The organism is Blautia sp. KLE_1732_HM_1032 (genome assembly GCF_025147905.1).
GTDB classification, from domain to species: Bacteria; Bacillota; Clostridia; order Lachnospirales; family Lachnospiraceae; genus Blautia_A; species Blautia_A fusiformis.
The window spans coordinates 596,873-618,424 of sequence record NZ_CP102266.1 but is presented as its reverse complement, the minus strand read 5'-3'; the positions used below and the strand labels follow the sequence as shown (position 1 = coordinate 618,424).

At 47.1% G+C, this 21,552-nt stretch carries 20 protein-coding genes and 1 pseudogene; 3 read left to right on the top strand and 18 right to left on the bottom strand.

The genetic code is table 11. The features are described from left to right. Positions 1-84: 84 nt before the first annotated feature. Positions 85-1,002 (bottom strand): LysR family transcriptional regulator, encoded by a 918-nt coding sequence (locus NQ489_RS03065; RefSeq protein ID WP_021652791.1) that lies wholly within the window; start codon positions 1,000-1,002, stop codon positions 85-87. Between the two features lie 4 nt (positions 1,003-1,006). Beyond that, positions 1,007-3,448, bottom strand: a complete 2,442-nt coding sequence (locus NQ489_RS03060) for a methyltransferase domain-containing protein (protein WP_021652790.1) — start codon at positions 3,446-3,448, stop codon at positions 1,007-1,009. A 256-nt stretch (positions 3,449-3,704) separates the two neighbouring features. Between NQ489_RS03060 and NQ489_RS03055 the strand changes: the two genes are divergently transcribed. Together NQ489_RS03055 and NQ489_RS03050 are read left to right on the top strand one after the other, a co-directional pair. Further along, a complete protein-coding gene (locus NQ489_RS03055) occupies positions 3,705-4,340 on the top strand; it encodes an endonuclease III domain-containing protein (RefSeq protein WP_022427162.1) in 636 nt (211 codons plus the stop codon). Positions 4,341-4,387: 47 nt separating this feature from the next. Continuing rightward, on the top strand, positions 4,388-4,921 hold the full coding sequence (locus tag NQ489_RS03050; RefSeq protein WP_021652787.1) for a DUF3877 family protein: 534 nt from the start codon (positions 4,388-4,390) through the stop codon (positions 4,919-4,921). Positions 4,922-5,065: 144 nt separating this feature from the next. Here NQ489_RS03050 and NQ489_RS03045 read toward each other — a convergent pair whose 3' ends face one another. The 5 genes and pseudogenes from NQ489_RS03045 to NQ489_RS03020 all read right to left on the bottom strand — a co-directional run bounded on the left by NQ489_RS03045 (position 5,066) and on the right by NQ489_RS03020 (position 10,228). Next, positions 5,066-6,877: a DUF6320 domain-containing protein gene (locus NQ489_RS03045; protein ID WP_015525553.1), complete on the bottom strand. Its 1,812-nt coding sequence runs from the start codon at positions 6,875-6,877 to the stop codon at positions 5,066-5,068. Beyond that, positions 6,843-8,132 (bottom strand): alpha/beta hydrolase, encoded by a 1,290-nt coding sequence (locus NQ489_RS03040; protein WP_021652786.1) that lies wholly within the window; start codon positions 8,130-8,132, stop codon positions 6,843-6,845. Before NQ489_RS03040 ends, NQ489_RS03045 begins: the two co-directional genes overlap by 35 nt. Before the next feature lie 19 nt (positions 8,133-8,151). Further along, positions 8,152-8,958 carry a DNA-3-methyladenine glycosylase family protein gene (locus tag NQ489_RS03035; protein WP_021652785.1) on the bottom strand — a complete coding sequence of 269 codons (807 nt, stop codon included), beginning with the start codon at positions 8,956-8,958 and terminating at the stop codon, positions 8,152-8,154. Further along, positions 8,955-9,491 (bottom strand): annotated as a pseudogene (locus NQ489_RS03030) (cupin domain-containing protein). Before NQ489_RS03030 ends, NQ489_RS03035 begins: the two are co-directional and overlap by 4 nt. Before the next feature lie 293 nt (positions 9,492-9,784). Next, the gene (locus NQ489_RS03020; protein ID WP_015525548.1) at positions 9,785-10,228 is read right to left on the bottom strand and encodes an HD domain-containing protein; all 444 of its coding nucleotides are present in this window, start codon (positions 10,226-10,228) and stop codon (positions 9,785-9,787) included. Positions 10,229-10,693: 465 nt separating this feature from the next. Between NQ489_RS03020 and NQ489_RS03015 the strand changes: the two genes are divergently transcribed. Further along, the gene (locus NQ489_RS03015) at positions 10,694-10,972 is read left to right on the top strand and encodes a type II toxin-antitoxin system HicB family antitoxin (protein WP_015525547.1); all 279 of its coding nucleotides are present in this window, start codon (positions 10,694-10,696) and stop codon (positions 10,970-10,972) included. A 141-nt stretch (positions 10,973-11,113) separates the two neighbouring features. Here NQ489_RS03015 and NQ489_RS03010 read toward each other — a convergent pair whose 3' ends face one another. The 11 genes from NQ489_RS03010 to NQ489_RS02960 all read right to left on the bottom strand — a co-directional run bounded on the left by NQ489_RS03010 (position 11,114) and on the right by NQ489_RS02960 (position 21,509). Then, positions 11,114-11,554: a MarR family winged helix-turn-helix transcriptional regulator gene (locus NQ489_RS03010; protein WP_044962274.1), complete on the bottom strand. Its 441-nt coding sequence runs from the start codon at positions 11,552-11,554 to the stop codon at positions 11,114-11,116. Positions 11,555-11,689: 135 nt separating this feature from the next. After that, complete coding sequence (locus tag NQ489_RS03005; RefSeq protein WP_021652779.1) at positions 11,690-13,444, bottom strand: acetyl-CoA carboxylase carboxyl transferase subunit; 1,755 nt, start codon at positions 13,442-13,444, stop codon at positions 11,690-11,692. Next, the gene (locus NQ489_RS03000; protein ID WP_021652778.1) at positions 13,434-14,798 is read right to left on the bottom strand and encodes an acetyl-CoA carboxylase biotin carboxylase subunit; all 1,365 of its coding nucleotides are present in this window, start codon (positions 14,796-14,798) and stop codon (positions 13,434-13,436) included. The genes NQ489_RS03005 and NQ489_RS03000 overlap by 11 nt, the downstream gene beginning before the upstream one ends. 9 nt (positions 14,799-14,807) lie before the next feature. Then, a complete protein-coding gene (gene fabZ, locus NQ489_RS02995; protein WP_015525544.1) occupies positions 14,808-15,236 on the bottom strand; it encodes a 3-hydroxyacyl-ACP dehydratase FabZ in 429 nt (142 codons plus the stop codon). 57 nt (positions 15,237-15,293) lie between these two features. Then, complete coding sequence (gene accB / locus NQ489_RS02990) at positions 15,294-15,869, bottom strand: acetyl-CoA carboxylase biotin carboxyl carrier protein (RefSeq protein WP_044962272.1); 576 nt, start codon at positions 15,867-15,869, stop codon at positions 15,294-15,296. A 4-nt stretch (positions 15,870-15,873) separates the two neighbouring features. Then, on the bottom strand, positions 15,874-17,115 hold the full coding sequence (gene fabF / locus NQ489_RS02985; RefSeq protein ID WP_015525541.1) for a beta-ketoacyl-ACP synthase II: 1,242 nt from the start codon (positions 17,113-17,115) through the stop codon (positions 15,874-15,876). Between the two features lie 32 nt (positions 17,116-17,147). Further along, positions 17,148-17,888, bottom strand: a complete 741-nt coding sequence (gene fabG / locus NQ489_RS02980; protein WP_015525540.1) for a 3-oxoacyl-[acyl-carrier-protein] reductase — start codon at positions 17,886-17,888, stop codon at positions 17,148-17,150. Between the two features lie 115 nt (positions 17,889-18,003). Next, positions 18,004-18,924: an ACP S-malonyltransferase gene (fabD, locus tag NQ489_RS02975; RefSeq protein ID WP_021652776.1), complete on the bottom strand. Its 921-nt coding sequence runs from the start codon at positions 18,922-18,924 to the stop codon at positions 18,004-18,006. A 3-nt stretch (positions 18,925-18,927) separates the two neighbouring features. Further along, positions 18,928-19,872, bottom strand: a complete 945-nt coding sequence (gene fabK / locus NQ489_RS02970; RefSeq protein WP_021652775.1) for an enoyl-[acyl-carrier-protein] reductase FabK — start codon at positions 19,870-19,872, stop codon at positions 18,928-18,930. Between the two features lie 121 nt (positions 19,873-19,993). Further along, positions 19,994-20,959, bottom strand: a complete 966-nt coding sequence (locus NQ489_RS02965; RefSeq protein WP_015525537.1) for a beta-ketoacyl-ACP synthase III — start codon at positions 20,957-20,959, stop codon at positions 19,994-19,996. 277 nt (positions 20,960-21,236) lie between these two features. Continuing rightward, positions 21,237-21,509, bottom strand: a complete 273-nt coding sequence (locus NQ489_RS02960; RefSeq protein WP_015525536.1) for a DUF1294 domain-containing protein — start codon at positions 21,507-21,509, stop codon at positions 21,237-21,239. Between the last annotated feature and the right edge of the window lie 43 nt (positions 21,510-21,552).

Here is a 21,552-nt window from a genome sequence, read left to right as displayed (position 1 = left end):
CATATAAAAAACGGGACTTTTCTGTATCAGGAACCTGTGTCCCGTGCAGAAAAATCCCGTCTGGTCTTTTGCTTTATTCTTTTATCACTTCCCGGAAATCTGAAGTCTTTCCTTCACGAATCCCAGAAAATCCTTTCCCTGTTCACTAAGCTCTTCACCTCTCCGGCAGATGCACCCGTAAACAAGTTTCTGGCCTTCTCCCGGAAATGTATATTTCACGGAGGAATATCCCGGATCACGGCCGGAAAGATCCGCACCACTGATATTACACAACTCTCCGGACCCAAGAAGACGTTCCACGATATAATCACTGTTTGTTACGACTACAGTCTCTGCCTCCACTGCGGAATGACCGTTTTCCTCTACAAGGTTCCGGTAATTATCCGGGGAAAATTCATCGGGAAATCTCTGGATCAGCCTGAGCTGGGACATATTAAAATCTCCCTCATCTGCTGTATCTGCTTTCCCTTTCCCGGTATAAATATTTACCTCGGTTTCCGTCAGCAGCTCAAATTCCAAGTAATTCCGGGAAAGAAAATACTGGAACGCCGCCAGCTGATTCTGCATCACATAGGCGAATCCCATATCATCCTGTCTGCCTTTCACACGTTTTATGATCTCATGGGTATCTGCTGCGTAAACCTGATAATGAAGATCATCGCACTTATGTGCTTCATAATACGTTACGAAGATATCCGCAAACCAGGAGCTGGGATGAAAGCATACACACAAGCTGCTTTTTGCAAGTGGCTGTGCCTGCATTTCCAGTTCATCTATATTTTCCAGGATCCTCTGCACATGGATATATGCACGCTCTCCTTCCGGTGTCAGCTCTATGCCCTTTGCATGACGGACAAACAGCTGGGTACGCATATCATCTTCCATGGAACGGATTACCTTGCTTACATTTGACTGCGTGGTAAAAAGCAGCTCTGCAGCCTGGCTGAAGGAGCCTGTTTTGGCACAGGCCGCAAAATACTGGATCTGTTTGATATTCAGCATGCTCCTACCTCGGTTTCTTCGCAAAGATCAAAAACATCGGGGTCGGATTATAAAACTCGTCTTTTTCTGTATAAATACGTTTGCTGATACCAAGATCAAAGGAAAATTCTTCCACACCTGTACGGCTCAGCGTTTCCAGATCCCATGCCGGACGCAGAAAAGAGCTGATAGGCAACTGCCGCTTGATATCCTCACATTCCTGCATCAGTTCATCCTGAATCTGATGATGGGCATGATTCTCCGGAAGATCCGCAGTGTCCGCAAAGTCTGCTGCCCCGTAATTTGCATCCAGATTTATCATCACTCCGCCCGGTTTCAGTACGCGGAACCATTCCTGATAAGCATGCTCCGCGTCCGGAAGTGTCCAGGTAAGATTCCGGGATACGATCACGTCAAATTCCTCATCCGGAAAATCCGGAGCTTCTGCATCCATCACCATAAACCGGCAGTCTGCTTTTTCTTCCTCAGCCAGCTCTTTTGCATGGGTGATCATATCCGGTGTCAGGTCGATTCCGGTTACCTGATGGCCTTCTTTTGCAAGAAGAATGGTGAAAAATCCGGTTCCGCATCCCACATCCAGGATCCTGAGATTCTTTTTCTCCGGCAGGTGCTTCTTAAGCTCGGTCATCCATCTGCCTGCAAGGGCGCTGTGAAGTTCCGCTCTTCTCTGTTCCAGAAAGCTGTCGCTGCGCCTGGTCCAGTACTGGGCGATCCTTGTTTTCCGCTCGTCTTTTTCTCTTACGATATTTCCGTAGGTGATCACAGGGCCGCCTTCCACAACCTGAAGGCTTGATACCTGATAAAGGATCACACCATCCATATCTGCACGACAGATTTCCTGAACATTTCCCTCATAATCACGGATCTCTCCAAGATACTCATCCTGATGAACGATATCGCCTGGTTTCTTCACCGGATACCAGAGACCGTTGACACTGGCGCACTGATAACGCACATCATCCATTTTCAGCGGATAGTACGTACTGTGGGAACGGATTCCGTTATAGGCTCCGATGCTGCAGAGGATATTTCTTACATCTCTTCGCATGGAATCCACTTCCTCCCGTTCCCAGGTTCCCATACAGCCGCGTTCCAAAAGGACCGCCGGAATATGGAAGGTACTTGCCGCATAATTGTAGGCGCCGCCTGTACTCACATTTGACTGTACCATATATGGGACATCAACCTGCTCTGCCATTTTTCGGGAAGCTTCCACGATCTCCGGCTTTGCCACGCCTGCAAAATATACATACGGAGTCAGCTCCTCATAATCATCACCGCCGTGAAGATCGATATAATAATCTGCCTTCCGGATCAGGGATTCTGTGATGGCCGCTGCCAGTCGTTCCATTTTTGTGCCATCTTTTCTGCCAGGGAAAACACGGTTCAGATTTTTTCCGTCTTCCCAGCTGATGCTGCCTGCACGCTTCTCAAAATCTTCCCGGTTCAGCACCTTTACCAGAACCAGCTGGCCCTTTACCTTTTCCGGCTTCAGCCGCTTCGACAGCTCGATCAGAGTCTGGATCCCCACATACTCTCCTGCATGAAGACCTGCTGTGACGAGAACGGTTTTTCCAGGATCTTTTCCACGGATGATGGTTGCAGGAAGGACAAATTCTCCATCTCCGAGCTCGAGAAAGCCTTCTGTTTTTTCTCCTGCCACAACCGGAAGATTCAGGAAATGATCCGGCTTTACACCAGTTACCATAAACATTGGTGTGGACTGATAATTTAATCTCTCCTCCTCACTCCAGACCGTTTTCCATATTTCTGTGTCTGTGCGGATCCCAAGAAGTCCTGCTTCTCTGAGAGTTTTTACATCCCACTGGGGACGACTGATCTTTGACAGCGGTACCTGGAGGGCGATCCGCTCCATGCGCTCAATATCCGTACAGAGATAGTGATCATCCAGGCTGTTGTTTTCCACATTTTTCCGGTCGTTTTCGTATGCCTTACGCTGCTCTTCCTCATAAAGATAACCGTACCAGTTGGCATCAAAATTCAGAAGTCTTCCTCCTACCTTCAGTACACGGACCCACTCTCTGTAAGCAACATCAGGATGCTCCAGATTCCAGGTAAGATTTCGGGAAATGACCACGTCAAAGGTATTATCCTCAAAATCCAGCTTCTGTGCATCCATCCTCAAAAAGCGGATATTCCGGCAAAGGTCTCCTGCATTTTCCTTTGCCTTTTCCAGCATTCCTTCCGTATAATCCACTGCATCTACATGATATCCGGCTTCTGCCAGGATCACAGGAAAAAATCCGGGGCCTGTTCCGATATCCAGGATACGGATCTCTTCCTTGGGTTTGTCCGGAAACTGACTGGTCAGCACCTTAAGCCATGCGTTTTTCTGCGTTCCTGCAAGCTCTTTATGATTCACTTCGGAGTACCCTTCTGTACGGGTGCTCCAGTAAGATTCGATTTCATCGAGAAGTTTTTCCACGTTGATTCCTCCGCACTTTTCTATTTACGTGAGGGAGATCAGGTCCCTCACAGGTCACGTTTAATGTACCAAATTGTCAGGGTATTAACAAGCCCCTGGGGGGGATTCCCAAAATTACTCTGCTGATAAAATTCCCAAATGCCACTCACTGCTTCTGTACTCCTGTCCACCTTGTAATTCTCCGAATGCTGTGGTATCATCCTGGCTGTAGTAATTCAGTAATATAACCGAAATTGAAAGGATGGTTCATATACAAATGACAACACAGGAACTGGCCTATGAAGTTATCAGCCGTTTAAAAAAGGAATATCCGGATGCAGACTGTACACTGGATTATGATGATGCCTGGAAGCTTCTTGTAAGTGTCCGTCTGGCAGCTCAGTGCACCGATGCCCGGGTCAATGTAGTTGTTCAGGATCTCTATGCAAAATACCCGGATGTGGCAGCCCTGGCAGCAGCAGAGCCGGAAGCGATCGAAGCCATTGTACGTCCCTGCGGCCTTGGAAAAAGCAAAGCCCGGGACATCAGCGCCTGTATGCGCATTCTCCACGAACAGTATCACGACAAGGTGCCGGAAGACTTTAACGCACTTCTGAAGCTTCCCGGTGTGGGCCGAAAAAGCGCAAACCTGATCATGGGGGACGTATTCGGCAAGCCCGCCATTGTAACAGATACTCACTGTATCCGCCTTTCCAACCGCATCGGCCTTGTCCATGACATGAAGGATCCGAAAAAGGTGGAAATGGCTCTCTGGAAGATCATCCCTCCGGAAGAAGGCAATGATCTCTGCCACCGTCTTGTCAATCATGGAAGAGAAGTCTGTACAGCGCGGACAAAGCCTTACTGCGACCGCTGCTGTCTCAATGATATCTGCGAAAAAAATGGGATCTGAATGTATGCAGTTCTATAAACCTTCAGACCTCGGAAAGGAAAAACATAATGAATTTCAAAAAACTGGAAAATAATCTCCTGGATATGATCCAGGAACAACAGGTAAAGATCGGATACATGAGCGGAGTTACCCGTTTTTATTATCCGCTGCAGTCTCTGAACCGTCTTCTTGGCACAGAGCTTACGGAAGAAGAAATGCAGCATGCAATGGAAAAATTCTCAGATCATGCCTGTGACCGTCTTGGAAAAGTAACGGCTTCTTCCAAAAACGGGCGTTTCTGCATCACCCTGCCGCCTCAGGCCTCGGACTACGTTCACGAAAACCGGAAGCCGAGTGAATTTCTGGTACGCTTTATAGGCACGGTTGCCCGTCATGGCTGTACTCTGGATGAAGTGATGGACGTTTTTCATGCTTATTCCGAACATGTACACGTGGAAAAAACAACCGGAACCGGATTTGATTATCTCGTATATTTCGAAGACGGGATCCCGGATGACTACCGGTATTGTCTGTCCCTGGAGGGTGAGCATATGATCTATCATAAGTTTACACCGGAGGACTATGAAGATTTCGGATTCTGATCTCCGAACACCGAACAGGTTCCCACCCACTGCTTATTGCTTTTCGCAACCCTGCAGGAGACTCCCTTGATTTGATCAAAAAACCGCCGATCTGCAGACAGATCTTTAAAAAATCCTCTGCAGATCGACGGTTGTTTTTATTTTCTATGCACGGAATTTCTTCTGCATCTCCCGCACCATATCTTTCCTCTTAAACAGGAACAGCCATATCAGCATCAGAAAGCTGACGCATATACAGATCAGCGACGGATACAGCACCGTTACCACACCGGCAGCCAGCAGGATCACAGGGATCACTCCTCCGAAAGCTCCTGCTTCCAGAAGATAGATCATATATTCCGCCACCTCCAGCTTCTGTACCGCAGTGATCACCCACATGGAGCAGATCACAGCAAGCGAAGCCAGAGGAAGCAGATAATCCACAGACCAGCCACGCCAGCCGGTAAACACATCCCAAAGCACTCCTGCAACAGCTGCGATCACCAGCTGCCACATCTCATTCTTCAGAAGATTCCGCCGCTTCACATAAGCCACTGAAACCATCAGCCAGGTGCAGAACGCCCCTGCAGTCACAAACCAGGCCCAGCCTATATGACCATCCAGCAGATAATCGATCAGATTACATACCACAGCCAGCACAATACACAGAAACGTAAAGCTCTCAAAAAGCTTCATCTGCTGCTTCTGCTCCTCTTTTTGTCCCGGAAGATCATTCTCCCGAATTGTACAGGATACCTGCTCATTTTTCAGTCTCTCCACAAAATTCCGCTCAATATTTCCATTGGGGATCTTGGACGTAAAGCTTAAAACCATCTCATCTCCAAAAGAACAGGAACACAGCTGCAGACTGTCCGTGCTTGCAAAAAGTCCGAATCTCTGAATATATTTCCGATATTCCTCCGGCATCCGGATGATCCCCACATTGGAATAGATCGCCGTGATAGACCTCCCTCCGAGAGTCGTCCCGGCAAGAAGGAACGGGGTTTTGATCTCCAGTGGTACCAGACGCAGGATCGGATTTTTCTCCAGGCTTACCAGATCATTCAGCTTTGCTTCGATCACGTCCTTACTCAGTTCCTTTGCAAACTGTTCCTTTACGGATCTCAGAATATCCTCAAAGGCTGTATCAGGCTGAAAATAACAGCTGATCTCGATCCATCCGAAAAAATTTGCCATAGACCGGGACGGAAAATAATTTCTCAAATTTACCGGGATCATCAGACCAATGGGCTTTTTCGCCTGATTCTGAGGTACTTCTTCATGGATCGCCCAGATAAGTGCTGCCGTAAGAAAAACCGTGATCGATACACCGGCCGCTTTTGCACGGGCGTGGATCTCTTTTACCGGAACACAGACTTCCGTGATATTCATATCCTCCTGCCTGAGCTTCTCGCCTTTTAACTGGAAAGCAGGCTTCTTGGACTCTCTCTTTCTTGGCGCGTCGGAGGAATAATACTGGGAAAAGCTGTCCTCCTCCATATCCCTGCCCGTAATGTTTTCATCCGGAAAAAGCTCCGGAAGCTCTGCGGATGGGTGCGTCTCCTGAAGATAATTTTTCACCAGCTCCATCAGAAAATGCATGGCTCCCGTTCCATCCGTCAGCGCATGAAATACCTCGAAATTGATCCTGTTCTTATAATAGCTCACCCGAAAAAGAAGCGTTTTTTTGTCCGGAATATAAAGTCCGCTGCAGGGTGCACCTGCTTCTTTCTTTACCACTGCCGGAATATCACGTCTCTCCAGATAAAACCAGAACAGTCCCTTTCTTAAAACTGCACGGAAAAGAGGATATTTTTCCAGTGTCCTCTCCAGGGCTTCCTGCAGGTTTTCTTCTTTTATCTCTTCTTTCAGTTCACAGTAAAAACGAAATACCCTGGTGTCATTCTTTCCTGTCACCGCCGGGAACGCCAGCGCCGCATTGTCAAGTTTTCTCCACTGTGCATATTCGTTCTTCATGATGCTTTCCTTCTTCCTGTTCCTCTGTTTCCAGAAAACGATTTACATATGCAAAGCTCTCCTGCACATGCAGAAATTTGATCCCCAGTGCAAAATACCCATGAAACGCACCTGCGATCCTGTGCACTTCCACACGATTTCCCGCTTCCTTCAGTTTTTCACCAAATGCCTCACCTTCATCCCGAAGAGGATCGAACTCAGCGGTAAGTATCAGTGTATCCGGCATATTTCGAAAATTCTTCTCCAGGATCGGCGCAAAATAGGGATTCCTCCTGTCTTCCGGACAACTCTCATAGAATTTCAGATAATCTTCCATCTTCTCCGCTGTGAGAAGATAACCGGTTCCATTTGTTTTTACGGATTCAAAAGGAGAGTCTTCCGTATAACAGTTGTTCAGTGCCGGATAAATAAGGATCTGTTTTTTGGGAAAAAAATCTCCGCGATCTCTGGCCATCATACATACAGCCGCTGCCAGATTTCCGCCTGCACTATCTCCCATAATGGTGATACGATCCGGATCCGTATTCAGAAGAAAACGATTGGTGTAAAAAGTCTTCGCAGCTGCATAACAATCCATCAGTCCCACCGGGAAACGGTATTCCGGTGCCAGCCTGTATTCAACAGACGCCACGATCTGACCGGTAGACTGTGCCATTCTAGCACAAACCCGCTGATAATTCTCTACACTTTCCGTAACCCAGCCACCGCCATGGAAAAACAGAATCACCGGTGGTTTTTTTCCGGAGGCGGCACCGTTTTCCATGTCCTCTTCTGTTGGAAAAAACAGACGGATCGGCACTTTATAGTCTCCGTTATAAACTTCCGCATCCAGTGTCCTGTAAAAGATCCTCATAGGATCCATCTTCTTAAGATCTGCCAGCTTTCTGGAAGCCTCCACTTCGATCCCGCCATAGGAAAGAGCATGGAGCACTGTCCGCACGGCACGTGGCATAGCCGTTTCTCTCCCGGTCGGAATGCCCGGAACTATGACTGGGCGGCTTCTTCTGTTTTCTTTTCTTGTATAGATATATTTTGTTTCTGTTTCATATCTTCCAGGAATGCAGACTTGTTTCACGCAGGTACGCCTATAGGCAATCCTCTTCAGGATCTCATGATCTGTACGGATGATCACTTCCGTTCCCTTATAGCCCCGGATATAATATCTGTTTTCTTTCTTTTTTATACGTGGTTGTCTCAATCGCAGTAAATATTTTCTGATTACTTTTTCCTCCGTGGATTTTTCCTTTATTTTCACCTATGATAGCATCCGCAGTCTATGAGTACAAGTCATAGTAAAAAATATACTGCTGCATGATCCCACGCATTCCTCTGTATCTGCGGTTGGGAAATCCTCTTTTGTAATGCACGTCCATGACCTGACGGATGTGGGTATCTATGGGAAAAGCATCCATATGATGCAGTGCAAACAGGCAGATACATTCAGCTACCTTTTCTCCCACACCACAGAGCTTCATCAGCTCCTTCTTTGCCTGAGGGTAACGCATATCATAGATTTTTTCCAGAGAGATCTGACCGGATGCAATGGTCCTGGCCGTTACTGCGATATATTTTGCCCGGTATCCCAGGCCGCATCCTCTTAACTCCTCTTCCGTTGCCTGACTCAGCGCCTCTACAGTCGGAAAAGCGTAGTATTCCACACCTGCAGATGAATTTTTTCGCTCTCCGTACTTCCGGCAGATGGTTTCGATACATTTGCGGATACGCTTGATATTGTTCTGCTGAGATATCAGAAACGTAACGATCATTTCCCAGAGATCCTGTCTTAATATCCGTATCCCGTCTCCTGCCTTTATTGCGGCACCTAGATATTTATCTCGTGGATTAGCAGCATTCATGTAAGCTTCATAATCCGTATCCAGATCAAAATACAGCACCCAGTAACAGATAAATTCCTCCTGAGAGCAGCAGAAATCCACCACTCCGTCTTTCTGATACATTTCCAGATACTGGTCTCCCGCCACCATGGAAAAATGTCCGTCTCCAAGCTTTCTCATCCGGAAGCACTGTCCGGAATCGCATATTTTATCAAGGCTGAAATGTTCCAGCTCTACTGTGATCATGTCTGTTCCTCTCGTAAATATTTTTCCTTATATAATGTTCTGTATTCTCTTGGTGTCATCCGGTACCGTTCCCGGAATACCCGGTTAAAAGTCCTCTGACTTTCAAATCCCGGGATCTGCACATACGCCTGTTCCACTGCAAGATTATCATCCTTCTCCTTGCGGTTTGCCCTGAGACACCGTACCGCATTTAGAATATCCGGATGCACCTGCTCCTTTTTTATAACCGGGTCTTCCGGACAGCTGTTCTGGATGATATCCGCAAACTGACCAATCAATACCGGCTTTGCCCAGAGATAGACTGCTTTGTTTTCTCCCGGAGAGAACACCTGATAGTGATGGATCACATCCGGAAAGATCACTGCAAAATCTCCCTCTTCCATATGATAAAGCTCCTGTCACATACCAAGCTCCAGAGTTCCCTCTGTGATATCGATAAACTCTATGGAGTTATGAAGATGGGGTGAAGCATGGGCTAAGGTCCGCAGATGAATATGGAGATTCTTCTTTTTTTCTTCGTATACTGGAAACATGGATTTTTCTCTCCGCAATATTTGACTACTTTTTCTGTGTTTTTGGCACGTAATATTTCCGAGAGTTTATTATAATGCATTTGTAAGTTAAAGAAAAGAGGAGGAAAATAAAATGAAAAAAATCATAGAATTTATCAAATATGCGATCAAATGCTACATAGAGATCAATGCAAGAAATCCATACTTCCACTAAGAAGATCCACAATAATATCTGAGGTCACGGATATTTTGTGTGGATCATGCGCATGAAAAAACTGAATAAAAGTCAATAAATGACTTGTGCGAAAATAATATCACCTGGCATCATGAAGTATCTCCAAAGCCCGTTTATATCTTCCATGCAGCCGTGATATCTGTTCAGCAGACATATTTTCGCAGTCAGAAAGACGTGTTACATCAGAATTGTGGAGCAGATCAGCCTGCTTCACTTTTTTTGCGATCGGATTCTTCCGAAGCTTCCGGATATAATCGAAATAATTCATATTCTTATCTCTTGTAAGACAACGTAATGCCTCCACAACCTCTTCCGGAAATTCTCCGGTAAGATCCTCAAATGTGATCTCTGTATCTTCTATCACATCGTGCAGAAGTGCCGTACATACACTGAGTTCATCATCCATTTGCTCCGCTACATAAAATGGATGAAAGATATAAGGTGTCCCGCTTCGATCTGTCTGTCCATGATGTGCCTCGTATGCCACCTTCATAGCTTTTTTCGTCAAAGCTGTATAAATCATAGCTGTGCCTCCCGTCAGGTCTTTCGAACCCCCGTTCATACTCTGTATTACACAGTATAGCATCTATATTTCCTACATACAAGGATAAAAAGTTTTATATATCTATCATTTTTACTTATATACGACAATTTTCTGATTATAACATTTTCAAAACTCTGCTGTTCTTATTTAGATCTTTCATTGGATCATGAACTCGCTTGCCCTCATTCTGAAATTGGTATATACTTACTAGTACAGCGAAAATTAAGTTTCTGCTATATTGACGCAGGATGATTTCTTCATCTGCAAGGCGGAGGAATGAGGCGTAGCGGTGGCTACGACGATTGACGACAACGCAGCAGATGAAAAATCAGACAAGTCAATATGGCGGTTACTTAATATTCGCTGTACTAGGTCAGGTAAAACTATCCATATTCATGGTATTACACGAATCACTTCATTTTAAAAAAGAAAGGAATCTTACCTATGAAATTTATATATCCCGCAGTTTTCCGTCCCACAGAGGATAAAAAATACAATGCTTTTTTCCCGGATCTTGCCTGCTGTGAAGCCAACGGTGACACGCTGGATGATGCCATCGAAAATGCCAATGCAGCTGCATACGACTGGATCTACACAGAGCTTATGGAATTTGAGGGAAAGCTTCCTCCGGTTTCCGATGAGAGCGATCTGGAGCTTCAGGAAGGAGACGTTGTCCGCAATATCTCTGTAAATATCCGCTTCCAGGATGGCTGGGACGAATAAACTCTCGTATCACAAAAACAAAGGCGACATTTAATATCATTTTCAATAAATGTCCGTGTCGAAAATGCCTGTTATGCAAAAAGCATCCGGATCGGTAATTGTCCTTTATTACCGATCCGGATGCTTTTATTATACATTTCTTCATTGTTCATGATACTGTCTGAAAAATTTACGCAGTCCGTCCAGTGCTTTTACCAGCACGTCTGTCTCATTCTCATTCAGCTCTGCGATCACCGCTTCTGTCATCTGCCTGTGAAACTCCGCATGATGATGATATGCCATACGTCCCTTATTTGTAAGCTGGATAAATACCACACGCCGGTCCTTCTCACTTCGCTCTCTCTTCACATAGCCTTTTTTTACAAGACTGTTCATAGATGTTGTGAGGGAGCCTACGGTGATCTTAAGCTTGGCTGCAATGGAGGACATGTTCCCCCCTCCAAGACCTACAGCCTCGATAATGTGCATATCATTGTTGGAAATATCTTTATATTTATCTGTGATGATGGCTTCCTCCTCCAGTCGGAGGATCTCATTGAACAGATTCACCAGCACGTCATTTATAACTTCCCGATTGTCCACTCTACCCGCTCCTGTTTCTCCGGAGCAAAAAGGCTTCTCCGGTTCTCTGTTTATGAAGCCATCGTAACATAAATATGGCATTTTTTCCACTGGATTTTTACTTTGCGGGCTACAAAATCACTGCACTTATTGCTTCTACATTTTCCGGAAACGTTCATAGCGATGTTCCAGAAGCTTCTCCGGCTCTTCTTCGCCATATTTCTCAAGAAAATCCGCAATTCCGTTTTCCAGATAACCTGCGATATCATTTATGTTCTCACGGCTTACAGGCTCTGCTTCCGGAATCACATGCTCGATCATCCCCATCTGGTAAAGGTCTGCAGCTGTGAGCTTCATCACTGCTGCTGCTTCCTTTGCCTTTTTGCTGTCTTTCCAGAGAATGGAGGCAAAGCCCTCCGGGGACAGGATGGAATAAACGGAATGCTCCAGCATCCATACCTCATCTGCCACCGCCAAGGCAAGGGCACCTCCGCTTCCGCCTTCACCGATCACAACGGAAAGCACCGGCACTGTGAGACCTGCCAGTGTATAGAGATTTTTTGCAATGGCTTCACCCTGTCCACGTTCCTCTGCTTCCAACCCGCAGAATGCGCCTGGTGTATCTACAAGGCAAATCACCGGACGGTGAAATTTCTCTGCCTGCTGCATCAGGCGCAGGGATTTCCAGTACCCCTCCGGAGATACCATTCCGAAATTCCGGGTAATGTTTTCCTTTGTACCCTCTCCTTTTTCCTGTGCAAGGACAGTTACCGGCTGTCCGTGGAAAAATGCCACACCACCGATCACTGCCGGATCATCCCCGCAGTGACGGTCTCCGTGAAATTCCATGAAATCGTCAAAAAGCGCTTCGATGTAATCCTTTCCTGTAGGGCGTGTTTTGGCTCTGGCAAGCTGGACATGTTCCCAAGGAGTGAAATCTCCGGATGGGACGAAGTCCGGCCAGATCCTATTATCTTCCTCAACAGTTTTCATCGATTCCTGATTGTCAGACTTGAACCCATTTTTAATATCCTTATTATTGGACTGTACATTATTCAGGACTTTATCCTGATGTAATCTCAGAATATCCGCCAATACGATCCTCTGCTCCTCACGCTTTACAATCTTGTCCACAAAGCCGTGTTCCAGAAGAAATTCCGCTCTCTGGAAGCCTTTGGGAAGCTTTTGCCCGATGGTCTGTTCGATCACTCTGGGACCTGCAAAACCGATCAGCGCTTTCGGCTCTGCTAGGATAATATCTCCCAGCATAGCAAAGCTTGCCGTCACGCCGCCTGTTGTCGGATCTGTGAGGACCGGCACATAAAGAAGTCCGGCATCGCTGTGCTTCCGGATGGCCATACTGGTTTTTGCCATCTGCATCAGGGAAACCAGGCCCTCCTGCATTCTGGCACCGCCGGAACAGATATAGAGGATTACCGGCAGCTTCTCCTCTGTGGCACGTTCAAAAGCCCGCGTGATCTTTTCCCCCACGACTTCTCCCATACTGGACATCATGAAACGACAGTCACAGACACCAAGTACCACAGGTGTCCCTTTTATACTACACTTTCCGGTAACTACAGCCTCATCAAGCCCTGTCTTTTCACGAAGCCCCTGAAGCTTTTCTTCGTAGCCTCTGTACTGAAGGGGATTCTGTTCTTCCATGTGAGCATCCCACTCCACAAAGCTCTTTCTATCTGCGATCAGTTTGATCCGACGATAAGCGGGTACATGGAAATAATTTCCGCAGTGGGGACAGATGTATTGATTCTGCTTTACCTCGTCTACAAAAACCGCCGCTTTGCAGGCGTTGCATTTACGCATCAGGTTATCCGGCACCTCCGGAATGTTTTCCTGTTCCTCACCCCGGATATCCCTGACTGTTTTTTTGAACATGTGCTTAATTCTCATTGATCTTCACTCCCGCAATGATATGGCTGGCAAGAAAGCCAGTGTCAAAGTTTCCGGACTGATAATCCTCATCTTTCAGGATTTCGTACTGATAGTCAATATTTGTATCGATTCCGTCAATGATCACCTCACCAAGAGCACTCTGCATTTTTGCAATGGCTTCTTTCCGGTTACCTGCATGAACGATCAGCTTCGCAAGCATGGAATCATAATATGGCGGGATCTTACAGCCGTTATACACACAGGTATCCACACGGATCCCGTTTCCTCCCGGAAAATGCGCTCCCTGGATAGTTCCCGGCGAAGGGCGGAAATTTTTCTGAGGATTTTCAGCATTGATCCTGCACTCAATGGCGTGTCCCTGGATCCGGACATCCTCCTGAGCGATCTCAAGAGGCATTCCGGAAGCGATCTTCAGCTGCTCCTTTACAAGATCGATACCTGTTACCCACTCTGTCACCGGATGCTCCACCTGGATCCTTGTATTCATTTCCATAAACCAGAATTTTCCATCCGGTTCCAGAAGAAATTCGATCGTTCCCGCATTTACATAACCGGCTGCTTTCGCCGCCGTCACCGCCGCATGCCCCATTTTTTCTCTTAATTCCGAAGAAACTGCAGCACTTGGAGATTCCTCGATCATCTTCTGATGATTTCTCTGGATGGAGCAGTCACGCTCTCCCAGATGGATTACATTTCCGAAGCTGTCTGCAAGGATCTGAAACTCAATATGTCTCGGATTTACCACGAAATGTTCAATATACATGGTTCCGTCGCCAAAAGCGATCTCAGACTCTTTTCTGGCAGTTGCATAGGCTTCCGGAAATTCCTCCGGTGTGTTTGCCACACGCATGCCTTTTCCGCCGCCGCCAAGAGCTGCCTTGATGATCACCGGATAACCGATCCTCTCAGCTTCCTTAAGACCGGTTTCAATATCCTCCACATCCCCTTCGCTGCCCGGAACTACCGGAACACCAGCTGCGATCATGGTGCTTCTTGCAATTTTTTTATTGCCCAGCATACGGATGACCTTTGATGGAGGACCCACAAATGTGATCCCGCATTTTTCACAGAGCTCCGCAAATCTGGCATTTTCAGAAAGAAAGCCAAATCCCGGATGAATGGCATCCGCACCGGAAACCATGGTTGCACTGATGATCTGTTCCATATTCAGATAGCTCTGTGCAGATGGTCCCGGTCCGATACAGATTGCTTCGTCCGCCAGCTGTGTGTGAAGGCTTTCCTCATCTGCCTCAGAATAAACCGCCACTGTGGCAATTCCCATTTCTCTACAGGCACGGATAATACGCACCGCGATCTCGCCTCTGTTGGCGATCAGTAACTTTCGAATCATACAATCACCTTACCCGATCATAAATGTAAGCTCAGCCTCTACGGCAACCTCGCCATCCACAGATGCCACTGCAGAACCAATGCCTACAGGACCCTTTCTGCGGATGATCTTTGTTTCAAGACGGAGCTTGTCTCCCGGAGCTACCTTTCTGCGGAATTTACACTTGTTGATGCCTCCGAAATAAGCGGTTTTTCCCTTCATGTCCTCCAGGGAAAGAATGGCTACCGCACCCACCTGTGCCAGCGCTTCTACCATCAGAACACCCGGCATTACCGGCTCCTGGGGAAAATGTCCCCGAAAAAAATCCTCGCGGAAGGTCACACATTTATATCCGACAGCAAATTCACCCGGCTCATAATCTTCAATATAGTCCACAAGCAGAAACGGATGTCTGTGTGGAATGATCTCCTCGATCTGTTTTACATCAAGATGCTTCATTCTCTATCCTCCTGAAACAATAATTTTTCTTATTCTCTGATTCTGATCTGAAGGTACTTATCGGATACGGAAAAGCTTCTGACCGTATTCTACCGGCTGTCCGTTCTCCACATAGATCTCTGCGATCTCGCCGTCAAAATCACTTTCGATCTCATTCATCAGCTTCATAGCTTCCACGATTGCAAGAACCTGGCCTTTTTTTACCTTGTCTCCCACCTGAACGTAAGGCGGAAGATCCTGGGACGGTGCAGCATAGAAGGTTCCTACCAGCGGAGATGTTACCAAGCTGCCTGTCTGATCTTCCCCGCTCTGTGGTACGGTTTCCGACTGCTCAGTACCTTTCACTCCCTGTGCTTCTGCCACAGTTTTTCCTGTCACTGTCATTTCATCTGTTGAAGCCGGTACCACAGGATCTTTGCCCGCCACCGGTGCTGTATTCACTGCCCTGCGGACTTTTCCACCGGTCATTCCTACTGCCGGAATGTTTTCCACAGTTTCTCCTATAACCCCCTGGATGATCTGTGGCTTTCCATGCTCCATACTTAAGGTCAGATCTGCTGTCTCATATGTAAAGGCAGTAAGCTCTGATGCAGATACGTGATCAATAAGTTCAAGGATCTGGTTAAATTCCATAGCTTCAGTCCTCCTCATACTTCTTTACAAGCAATGTTCCGTTGTGTCCTCCAAATCCAAGGGAATTGCTCATTGCATAACGAACTTCCTGTTTTGCCGGAGCGCCGATCATATAGTTCAGATCAAGCTCCTCCTCTGTTTCTGTTGTTCCCACTGTCTGATGGATAAATCCGTCCAGAATGGATTTTACGCATACGATAAACTCAACAGCTCCTGCTGCGCCAAGAAGATGGCCCACCATGGATTTTGTGGAATTGATCTTTACATCCTTGGCAGCGTCCTTAAACGCAAGCTTGATAGCTCTTGTTTCAAACAGGTCATTGTGATGTGTTCCGGTTCCGTGTGCATTGATATAATCTACCTGCGCCGGTGCAACACCTGCTTCCTTCATGGCATTTTCCATAGCACGTGCGGCGCCGCTTCCGTCCTCGGCCGGAGATGTGATATGGAAAGCATCTGCAGTTGCACCGTATCCCACAACCTCTGCCAGGATATTGGCATTTCTCTTTTTGGCATGCTCAAGCTCTTCCAGAACAACCACACCTGCACCCTCGCCCATAACAAAACCGCCTCTGTCTTTATCAAACGGAATGGATGCACGCAGCGGATCCTCACTTGTGCTCAGTGCAGTAAGGCTTGCAAAGCCTGCGATACCGATAGGGCAGACAGCTCCCTCTGTACCACCGGCAAGCATTACATCTGCATCACCATACTGAATGGCACGGAAAGCATCTCCGATACAATGTGTTCCTGTCGCACATGCCGTTACCACGTTGGTGCATTTTCCTTTTGCGCCGGTAGCGATAGAAACATTTCCGGCTGCCATATTTGTGATCATCTTCGGAACAAGAAGCGGATCCACTCTTGAAGGACCTTTTTCCATAAGCTTCTTCTCATTGGTCTCGGTAGCCTGAAGACTTCCCACACCGGAGCCGATGATAACGCCTACCATGTACGGATCTTCCTCTTCCATCTTAAGCCCGGAATTTTCCACTGCTTCCAGTGCTGCTGCTACCGCATACTGGGAAAAAGGCTCCATTCTTCTTGCAGTTCTCGGATCCATGCGATCCTTTGCCACAAAATCTTTAAGCTCTGCTGCCAGTGTTGCCTTGTATCCGGTCGTATCAAAACGGGTGATCGGTCCGATCCCCACCTTTCCTTCTTTTACTCCGTTCCAGAAGCTTTCCACATCATTTCCGATCGGTGTTACTGCTCCAAGTCCTGTTACTACTACTCGTCTTTTCATCAATCTATCCTCCTGACTCCGGGGAGCCTTCTTTACATTGCCATTCCGCCGTCTACGCGAAGTACCTGTCCTGTGATGTAACGTGCACCGTCTGATGCCAGAAATGCAGCTGCCTTTGCCACGTCTTCTGTTGTTCCCATGCTTCCCATGGGGATAGATGCCGCAATATTTTCTTTTACTTTGTCAGAAAGCACGTCCGTCATGTCTGTTTTGATAAATCCCGGTGCAATGGCGTTGACCGTGATCCCTCTGGATGCCAGCTCCTTTGCAGCGGATTTTGTAAGACCGATGATCCCGGCTTTGGATGCCGCATAATTGGCCTGTCCTGCATTTCCACGAAGGCCTACCACCGATGAAAGGCTGATGATCCGGCCGCTTCTCTGCTTCAGCATCATTCTGGACACATGACGGATGCAGTTGAAGGTTCCTTTCAGATTGATGTCAACAACTCTGGAAAAATCTTCCTCACTCATTTTCATGAGAAGTCCGTCCTTCGTAACTCCGGCATTATTTACCAGGATATCAACACGTCCGTATTTTTCTGCAACAGCTTTGAAAAAAGCTTCACATGCATCAAAATCTGCCACATTGCACTGCAGGATATCTGCCTGGCCGCCGGCTGCCTCAATCTCTGCTTTTGTTTCCCGGGCTTTTTCTTCTGAGCCGTTATAATTGATCACTACAAGGTTTCCTGCTTTTGCAAGCTCCAGGGCGATGGCTTTCCCGATCCCACGTGCACCGCCTGTTACAACTGCGATTTTTTTCTCTGACATATGAATTCCTTTCTGATGTTATGCGGTCATCCGTGATCCGCATTTGTTACCTGACATTTCTGTCTGCTGCACTATGCCTGCTTTATTTTTGATTCTTTATCTTTTTTTCCAATATTTATACCAGTTCCTGGCAGACCTTCTCTGCATCTTCTACGGTCTGGATGTTATATACTTTTACATTTCTGTCGATCTTTCTCATAAATCCGGCAAGGGTTCTTCCCGGTCCGATCTCAACAAATGTATCTACTCCCTGACGGATCATATTTTCCACACTCTGCTGCCAGCGCACGGAAGAAGAAATCTGTTTTTCCAGAAGTGCTTTTGTTTCCGCCGGATCTTCCACATACTCTGCGGTCACGTTTGTCACATACGGGATTTTAAGTTCATGAAGTGTGACACCCTCCAGAACCTTTCCCAGTTCTTTTCCTGCATTGGCAAGCATTGCGGAGTGGAACGGTCCGCTGACATTTAACGGGATCACTCTTCTTCCTCCGGCTGCCTTCAGCTTTTCAGAGGCTTCCGCAACTGCCTCCGCAAGGCCTGTGATCACGATCTGGCCGGGACAGTTGTAGTTTGCAATGCTTACATCTGCAATGTCTGCAAGCACTTCCTCGATCTTCTCTGTCTCCATTCCCATAACTGCTGCCATGCTTCCCTTACCTGCCGGAACTGCCTGCTCCATAAGGATTCCCCTTTTTCTCACGGTAGTAACAGCATCCTTCAGCTCCATGCCGCCGGCAGCTTCAATAGCGCAGTACTCGCCAAGGCTTAGTCCTGCAGTTACATCTGGATGAAGTCCCATCTCCTCTACCACCTTCTCCATGGCAAGACAGGTAGTGACCAGTGCAGCCTGTGTATATTCAGTCAGGTCAAGCCTGTCATTTTCTTCAAAGCAAAGTGCTTTCATATCCAGATCCAGCCACTCACCGGCAGAGTCGAAAACATCCTTTGCTGTATCGTATTTCTCATAAAAATCTTTTCCCATTCCGGCCTTCTGTGCACCCTGGCCCGGAAAGATGAATGCTGTTTTTCCCATTTATTATTCCTCCACAAGAAAACTGTTTTTCTTTACAGTCTCTTTTGTCTCTCTGATCAGTCTTGCCATCAGCTCCTTACAGGTCGGTACATCCTTTACCATACCTGCGATCTGTCCGGACATAACGCTTCCGGTTTTTACATCGCCGTCAACAACAGCCTTCCTGAGGCCACCAAGTGTCAGCATTTCCAGTTCTTCAAAGGATGCACCTGCAGCTTCTTTCTCCAGATATTCCTTTGTCATAGGGTTTCTTAAGGTACGGACCGGATGACCTGTGGTACGGCCGGTTACTCTTGTGTCGATATCCCTGGCTTTCAGAAGGAATTGTTTGTAATTCTCATGTACGTGACATTCCTCTGTTGCCACAAATCGGGTTCCCATCTGTACGGCTTCTGCCCCCAGCATAAAGGCTGCCGCGATCCCACGACCGTCTGCAATTCCACCTGCTGCAATTACCGGGATCTTTACTGCATCCACGACCTGCGGTACCAGCGCCATAGTGGTTGTCTCACCGATATGTCCGCCGGACTCGGTTCCCTCTGCTACCACTGCATCTGCGCCACAGCGCTCCATTCTTCTTGCAAGAGCTACAGATGCAACAACCGGGATCACCTTTACTCCGGCAGCTTTCCATGCTTCCATGTATTTTTCCGGGTTTCCGGCACCGGTTGTTACTACCTTGATCCCTTCTTCTACTACGATCTTCGCAACCTCATCGGCACTTGGACTCATCAGCATGATGTTTACACCAAAAGTCTTATCTGTCAGTTTTTTCGCCTCACGGATCTGCTCACGCACCCACTCTGCCGGTGCATTTGCCGCTGCGATCAGTCCCAGGCCGCCTGCCTCGGATACTGCTGCCGCAATGTGATGATCTGCCACCCAGGCCATACCGCCCTGGATGATGGGATATTCAATACCAAGTAATTCTGTAACTTTTGTTTTCATCTTTTACCTCCGGAAAATTAAATCAAGCGGATAAAAGCATCCGCGGTTTATTTGGATCAAACGGATAAAAACATCCGCATTCACTACGTAGCCTTATTTTAACAATTCATTAACAGGGGCTTTAATACTCGATCAGGCTTGCTCCGTACGTCAGTCCGCCGCCGAAGCCTGCAAGGACCATTCTGTCACCCCGCTGCAGTTTTCCACTTTTTTTCATCTCATCCAGGAGGATAAGAAGACTTGCGGAAGAAGTATTGCCGTATCTGTCCATATTCATAGGGAACTTGGAAATGTCTTCGCCCAGCCGCCTTGCTGCAGAACGGATGATGCGCTCATTTGCCTGGTGGAGAAGATAATAACTGATATCTTCACAGGAAACCTGCTCTCGGGAAAGAAGCTCCTTCACAGCCTCCGGTACCTTGCTCACGGCAAAGCTGAACACTTCCTTTCCGTTCATCTGTATGTAGGTTTCCTTTGCCTTCGGATCATTTTCATAACGGATCTGATTTCTGCTCTGTAAGGTAAGTGCACCGCCTTTTTTTCCAATGGAATGGGTTACCTGTGCATAGCTTCCACCCTCTTCTGCTCTCAGCACGACTGCTCCCGCACCATCCCCGAAAAGAATGCAGGTGCCACGATCTGTCCAGTCCGTTAAACCGGACAGTTTTTCCGCTCCGATCACAAGGGCATTCCTATATATTCCCTGGGCCAGGTATGCCTGCGCAGTGTTCAGTGCCAGAAGAGATCCTGTGCAGGCGCCGTTCAGATCAAAGCAGGTAGCCTTTTCCGCTCCGAGCCGCTCCTGCACCCCACATGCCACACAGGGCATGATCTCTGTTGGAGAAATGGTTGCCACAAGGATCAGATCGATTTCTTCTGCCTTCATTTCTGCGTCTTCCAGAGCTTTTAATGCTGCCCCCGCTGCCATCGTCACAGTATCTTCGTCCTCTTTTGCAATATGTCTCTGTACCACACCGGTTCTTTCCCGAATCCACTGATCACTGGTTTCCACCATCTTTGCCAGATCGTTGTTATCCCACACTCTGTCCGGTGCCCACGAACCGGTTCCACATATTTTACCTGTCATATTTTTCTCCATGATATCTGTCTTAAATCAGTCTGTATAAATCTGTACTGCTGTTCTCTGAATTATCTTTTATCTTAAAATATTTTGATTATCAAATTATATCATCATAAAAGTATTTGTCAAGAAGGAATTTTTGAGCATCCTTTTATGAAAAAAATAACAGCTGCCCCAGGCGTGGAGTATTGGTCTCTCCTCTGTCCTGTGACAGCTGTCTTATTTTTTTCAGACAGGTATTGTATTTATGGTTATTGCATTTATAGTTATTGCCTTCATAGTTTTACTTCATCACCCACTGTACCAGGCACACCACACCAATCTGCACCAGCAGTATCACCGGTACACCAATTGCAAATCTGGCTTTTCGGGTTTTGTGGTGAAAAAATCTCATGCCAAGGATCGCCCCGACGCTGCCACCGATGACAGCACTTAAGATCAAGGTCTTCTCCGGGATCCGCCATTTATTACGACGGGCTTTCTGCTTGTCAACTCCGAAAAGCACAAAGGCCAGGATATTGACTGCAAGCAGATAATAATATATGTAATCATTCATGATAGCTCCCTCCAGGCTCTGTGTCCTGTATTTCGGACAGTAA

Coding starts and splice junctions, on each gene's coding strand:
- accB (WP_044962272.1), bottom strand. CDS start 15,869: ATGGAATTTAACCAGATCCTTGAACTTATTGATCACGTATCTGCATCA.
- NQ489_RS02965 (WP_015525537.1), bottom strand. CDS start 20,959: ATGACAGGTAAAATATGTGGAACCGGTTCGTGGGCACCGGACAGAGTG.
- fabD (WP_021652776.1), bottom strand. CDS start 18,924: ATGGGAAAAACAGCATTCATCTTTCCGGGCCAGGGTGCACAGAAGGCC.
- NQ489_RS03020 (WP_015525548.1), bottom strand. CDS start 10,228: ATGATTTATACAGCTTTGACGAAAAAAGCTATGAAGGTGGCATACGAG.
- NQ489_RS03035 (WP_021652785.1), bottom strand. CDS start 8,958: ATGATCACAGTAGAGCTGGAACATTTCAGCCTTGATAAAATATGCGAT.
- NQ489_RS03065 (WP_021652791.1), bottom strand. CDS start 1,002: ATGCTGAATATCAAACAGATCCAGTATTTTGCGGCCTGTGCCAAAACA.
- NQ489_RS03000 (WP_021652778.1), bottom strand. CDS start 14,798: ATGATTCGAAAGTTACTGATCGCCAACAGAGGCGAGATCGCGGTGCGT.
- fabF (WP_015525541.1), bottom strand. CDS start 17,115: ATGAAAAGACGAGTAGTAGTAACAGGACTTGGAGCAGTAACACCGATC.
- NQ489_RS03005 (WP_021652779.1), bottom strand. CDS start 13,444: ATGAGAATTAAGCACATGTTCAAAAAAACAGTCAGGGATATCCGGGGT.
- fabZ (WP_015525544.1), bottom strand. CDS start 15,236: ATGAAGCATCTTGATGTAAAACAGATCGAGGAGATCATTCCACACAGA.
- NQ489_RS03050 (WP_021652787.1), top strand. CDS start 4,388: ATGAATTTCAAAAAACTGGAAAATAATCTCCTGGATATGATCCAGGAA.
- NQ489_RS03055 (WP_022427162.1), top strand. CDS start 3,705: ATGACAACACAGGAACTGGCCTATGAAGTTATCAGCCGTTTAAAAAAG.
- NQ489_RS03045 (WP_015525553.1), bottom strand. CDS start 6,877: ATGAAGAACGAATATGCACAGTGGAGAAAACTTGACAATGCGGCGCTG.
- fabK (WP_021652775.1), bottom strand. CDS start 19,872: ATGAAAACAAAAGTTACAGAATTACTTGGTATTGAATATCCCATCATC.
- NQ489_RS02960 (WP_015525536.1), bottom strand. CDS start 21,509: ATGAATGATTACATATATTATTATCTGCTTGCAGTCAATATCCTGGCC.
- fabG (WP_015525540.1), bottom strand. CDS start 17,888: ATGTCAGAGAAAAAAATCGCAGTTGTAACAGGCGGTGCACGTGGGATC.
- NQ489_RS03015 (WP_015525547.1), top strand. CDS start 10,694: ATGAAATTTATATATCCCGCAGTTTTCCGTCCCACAGAGGATAAAAAA.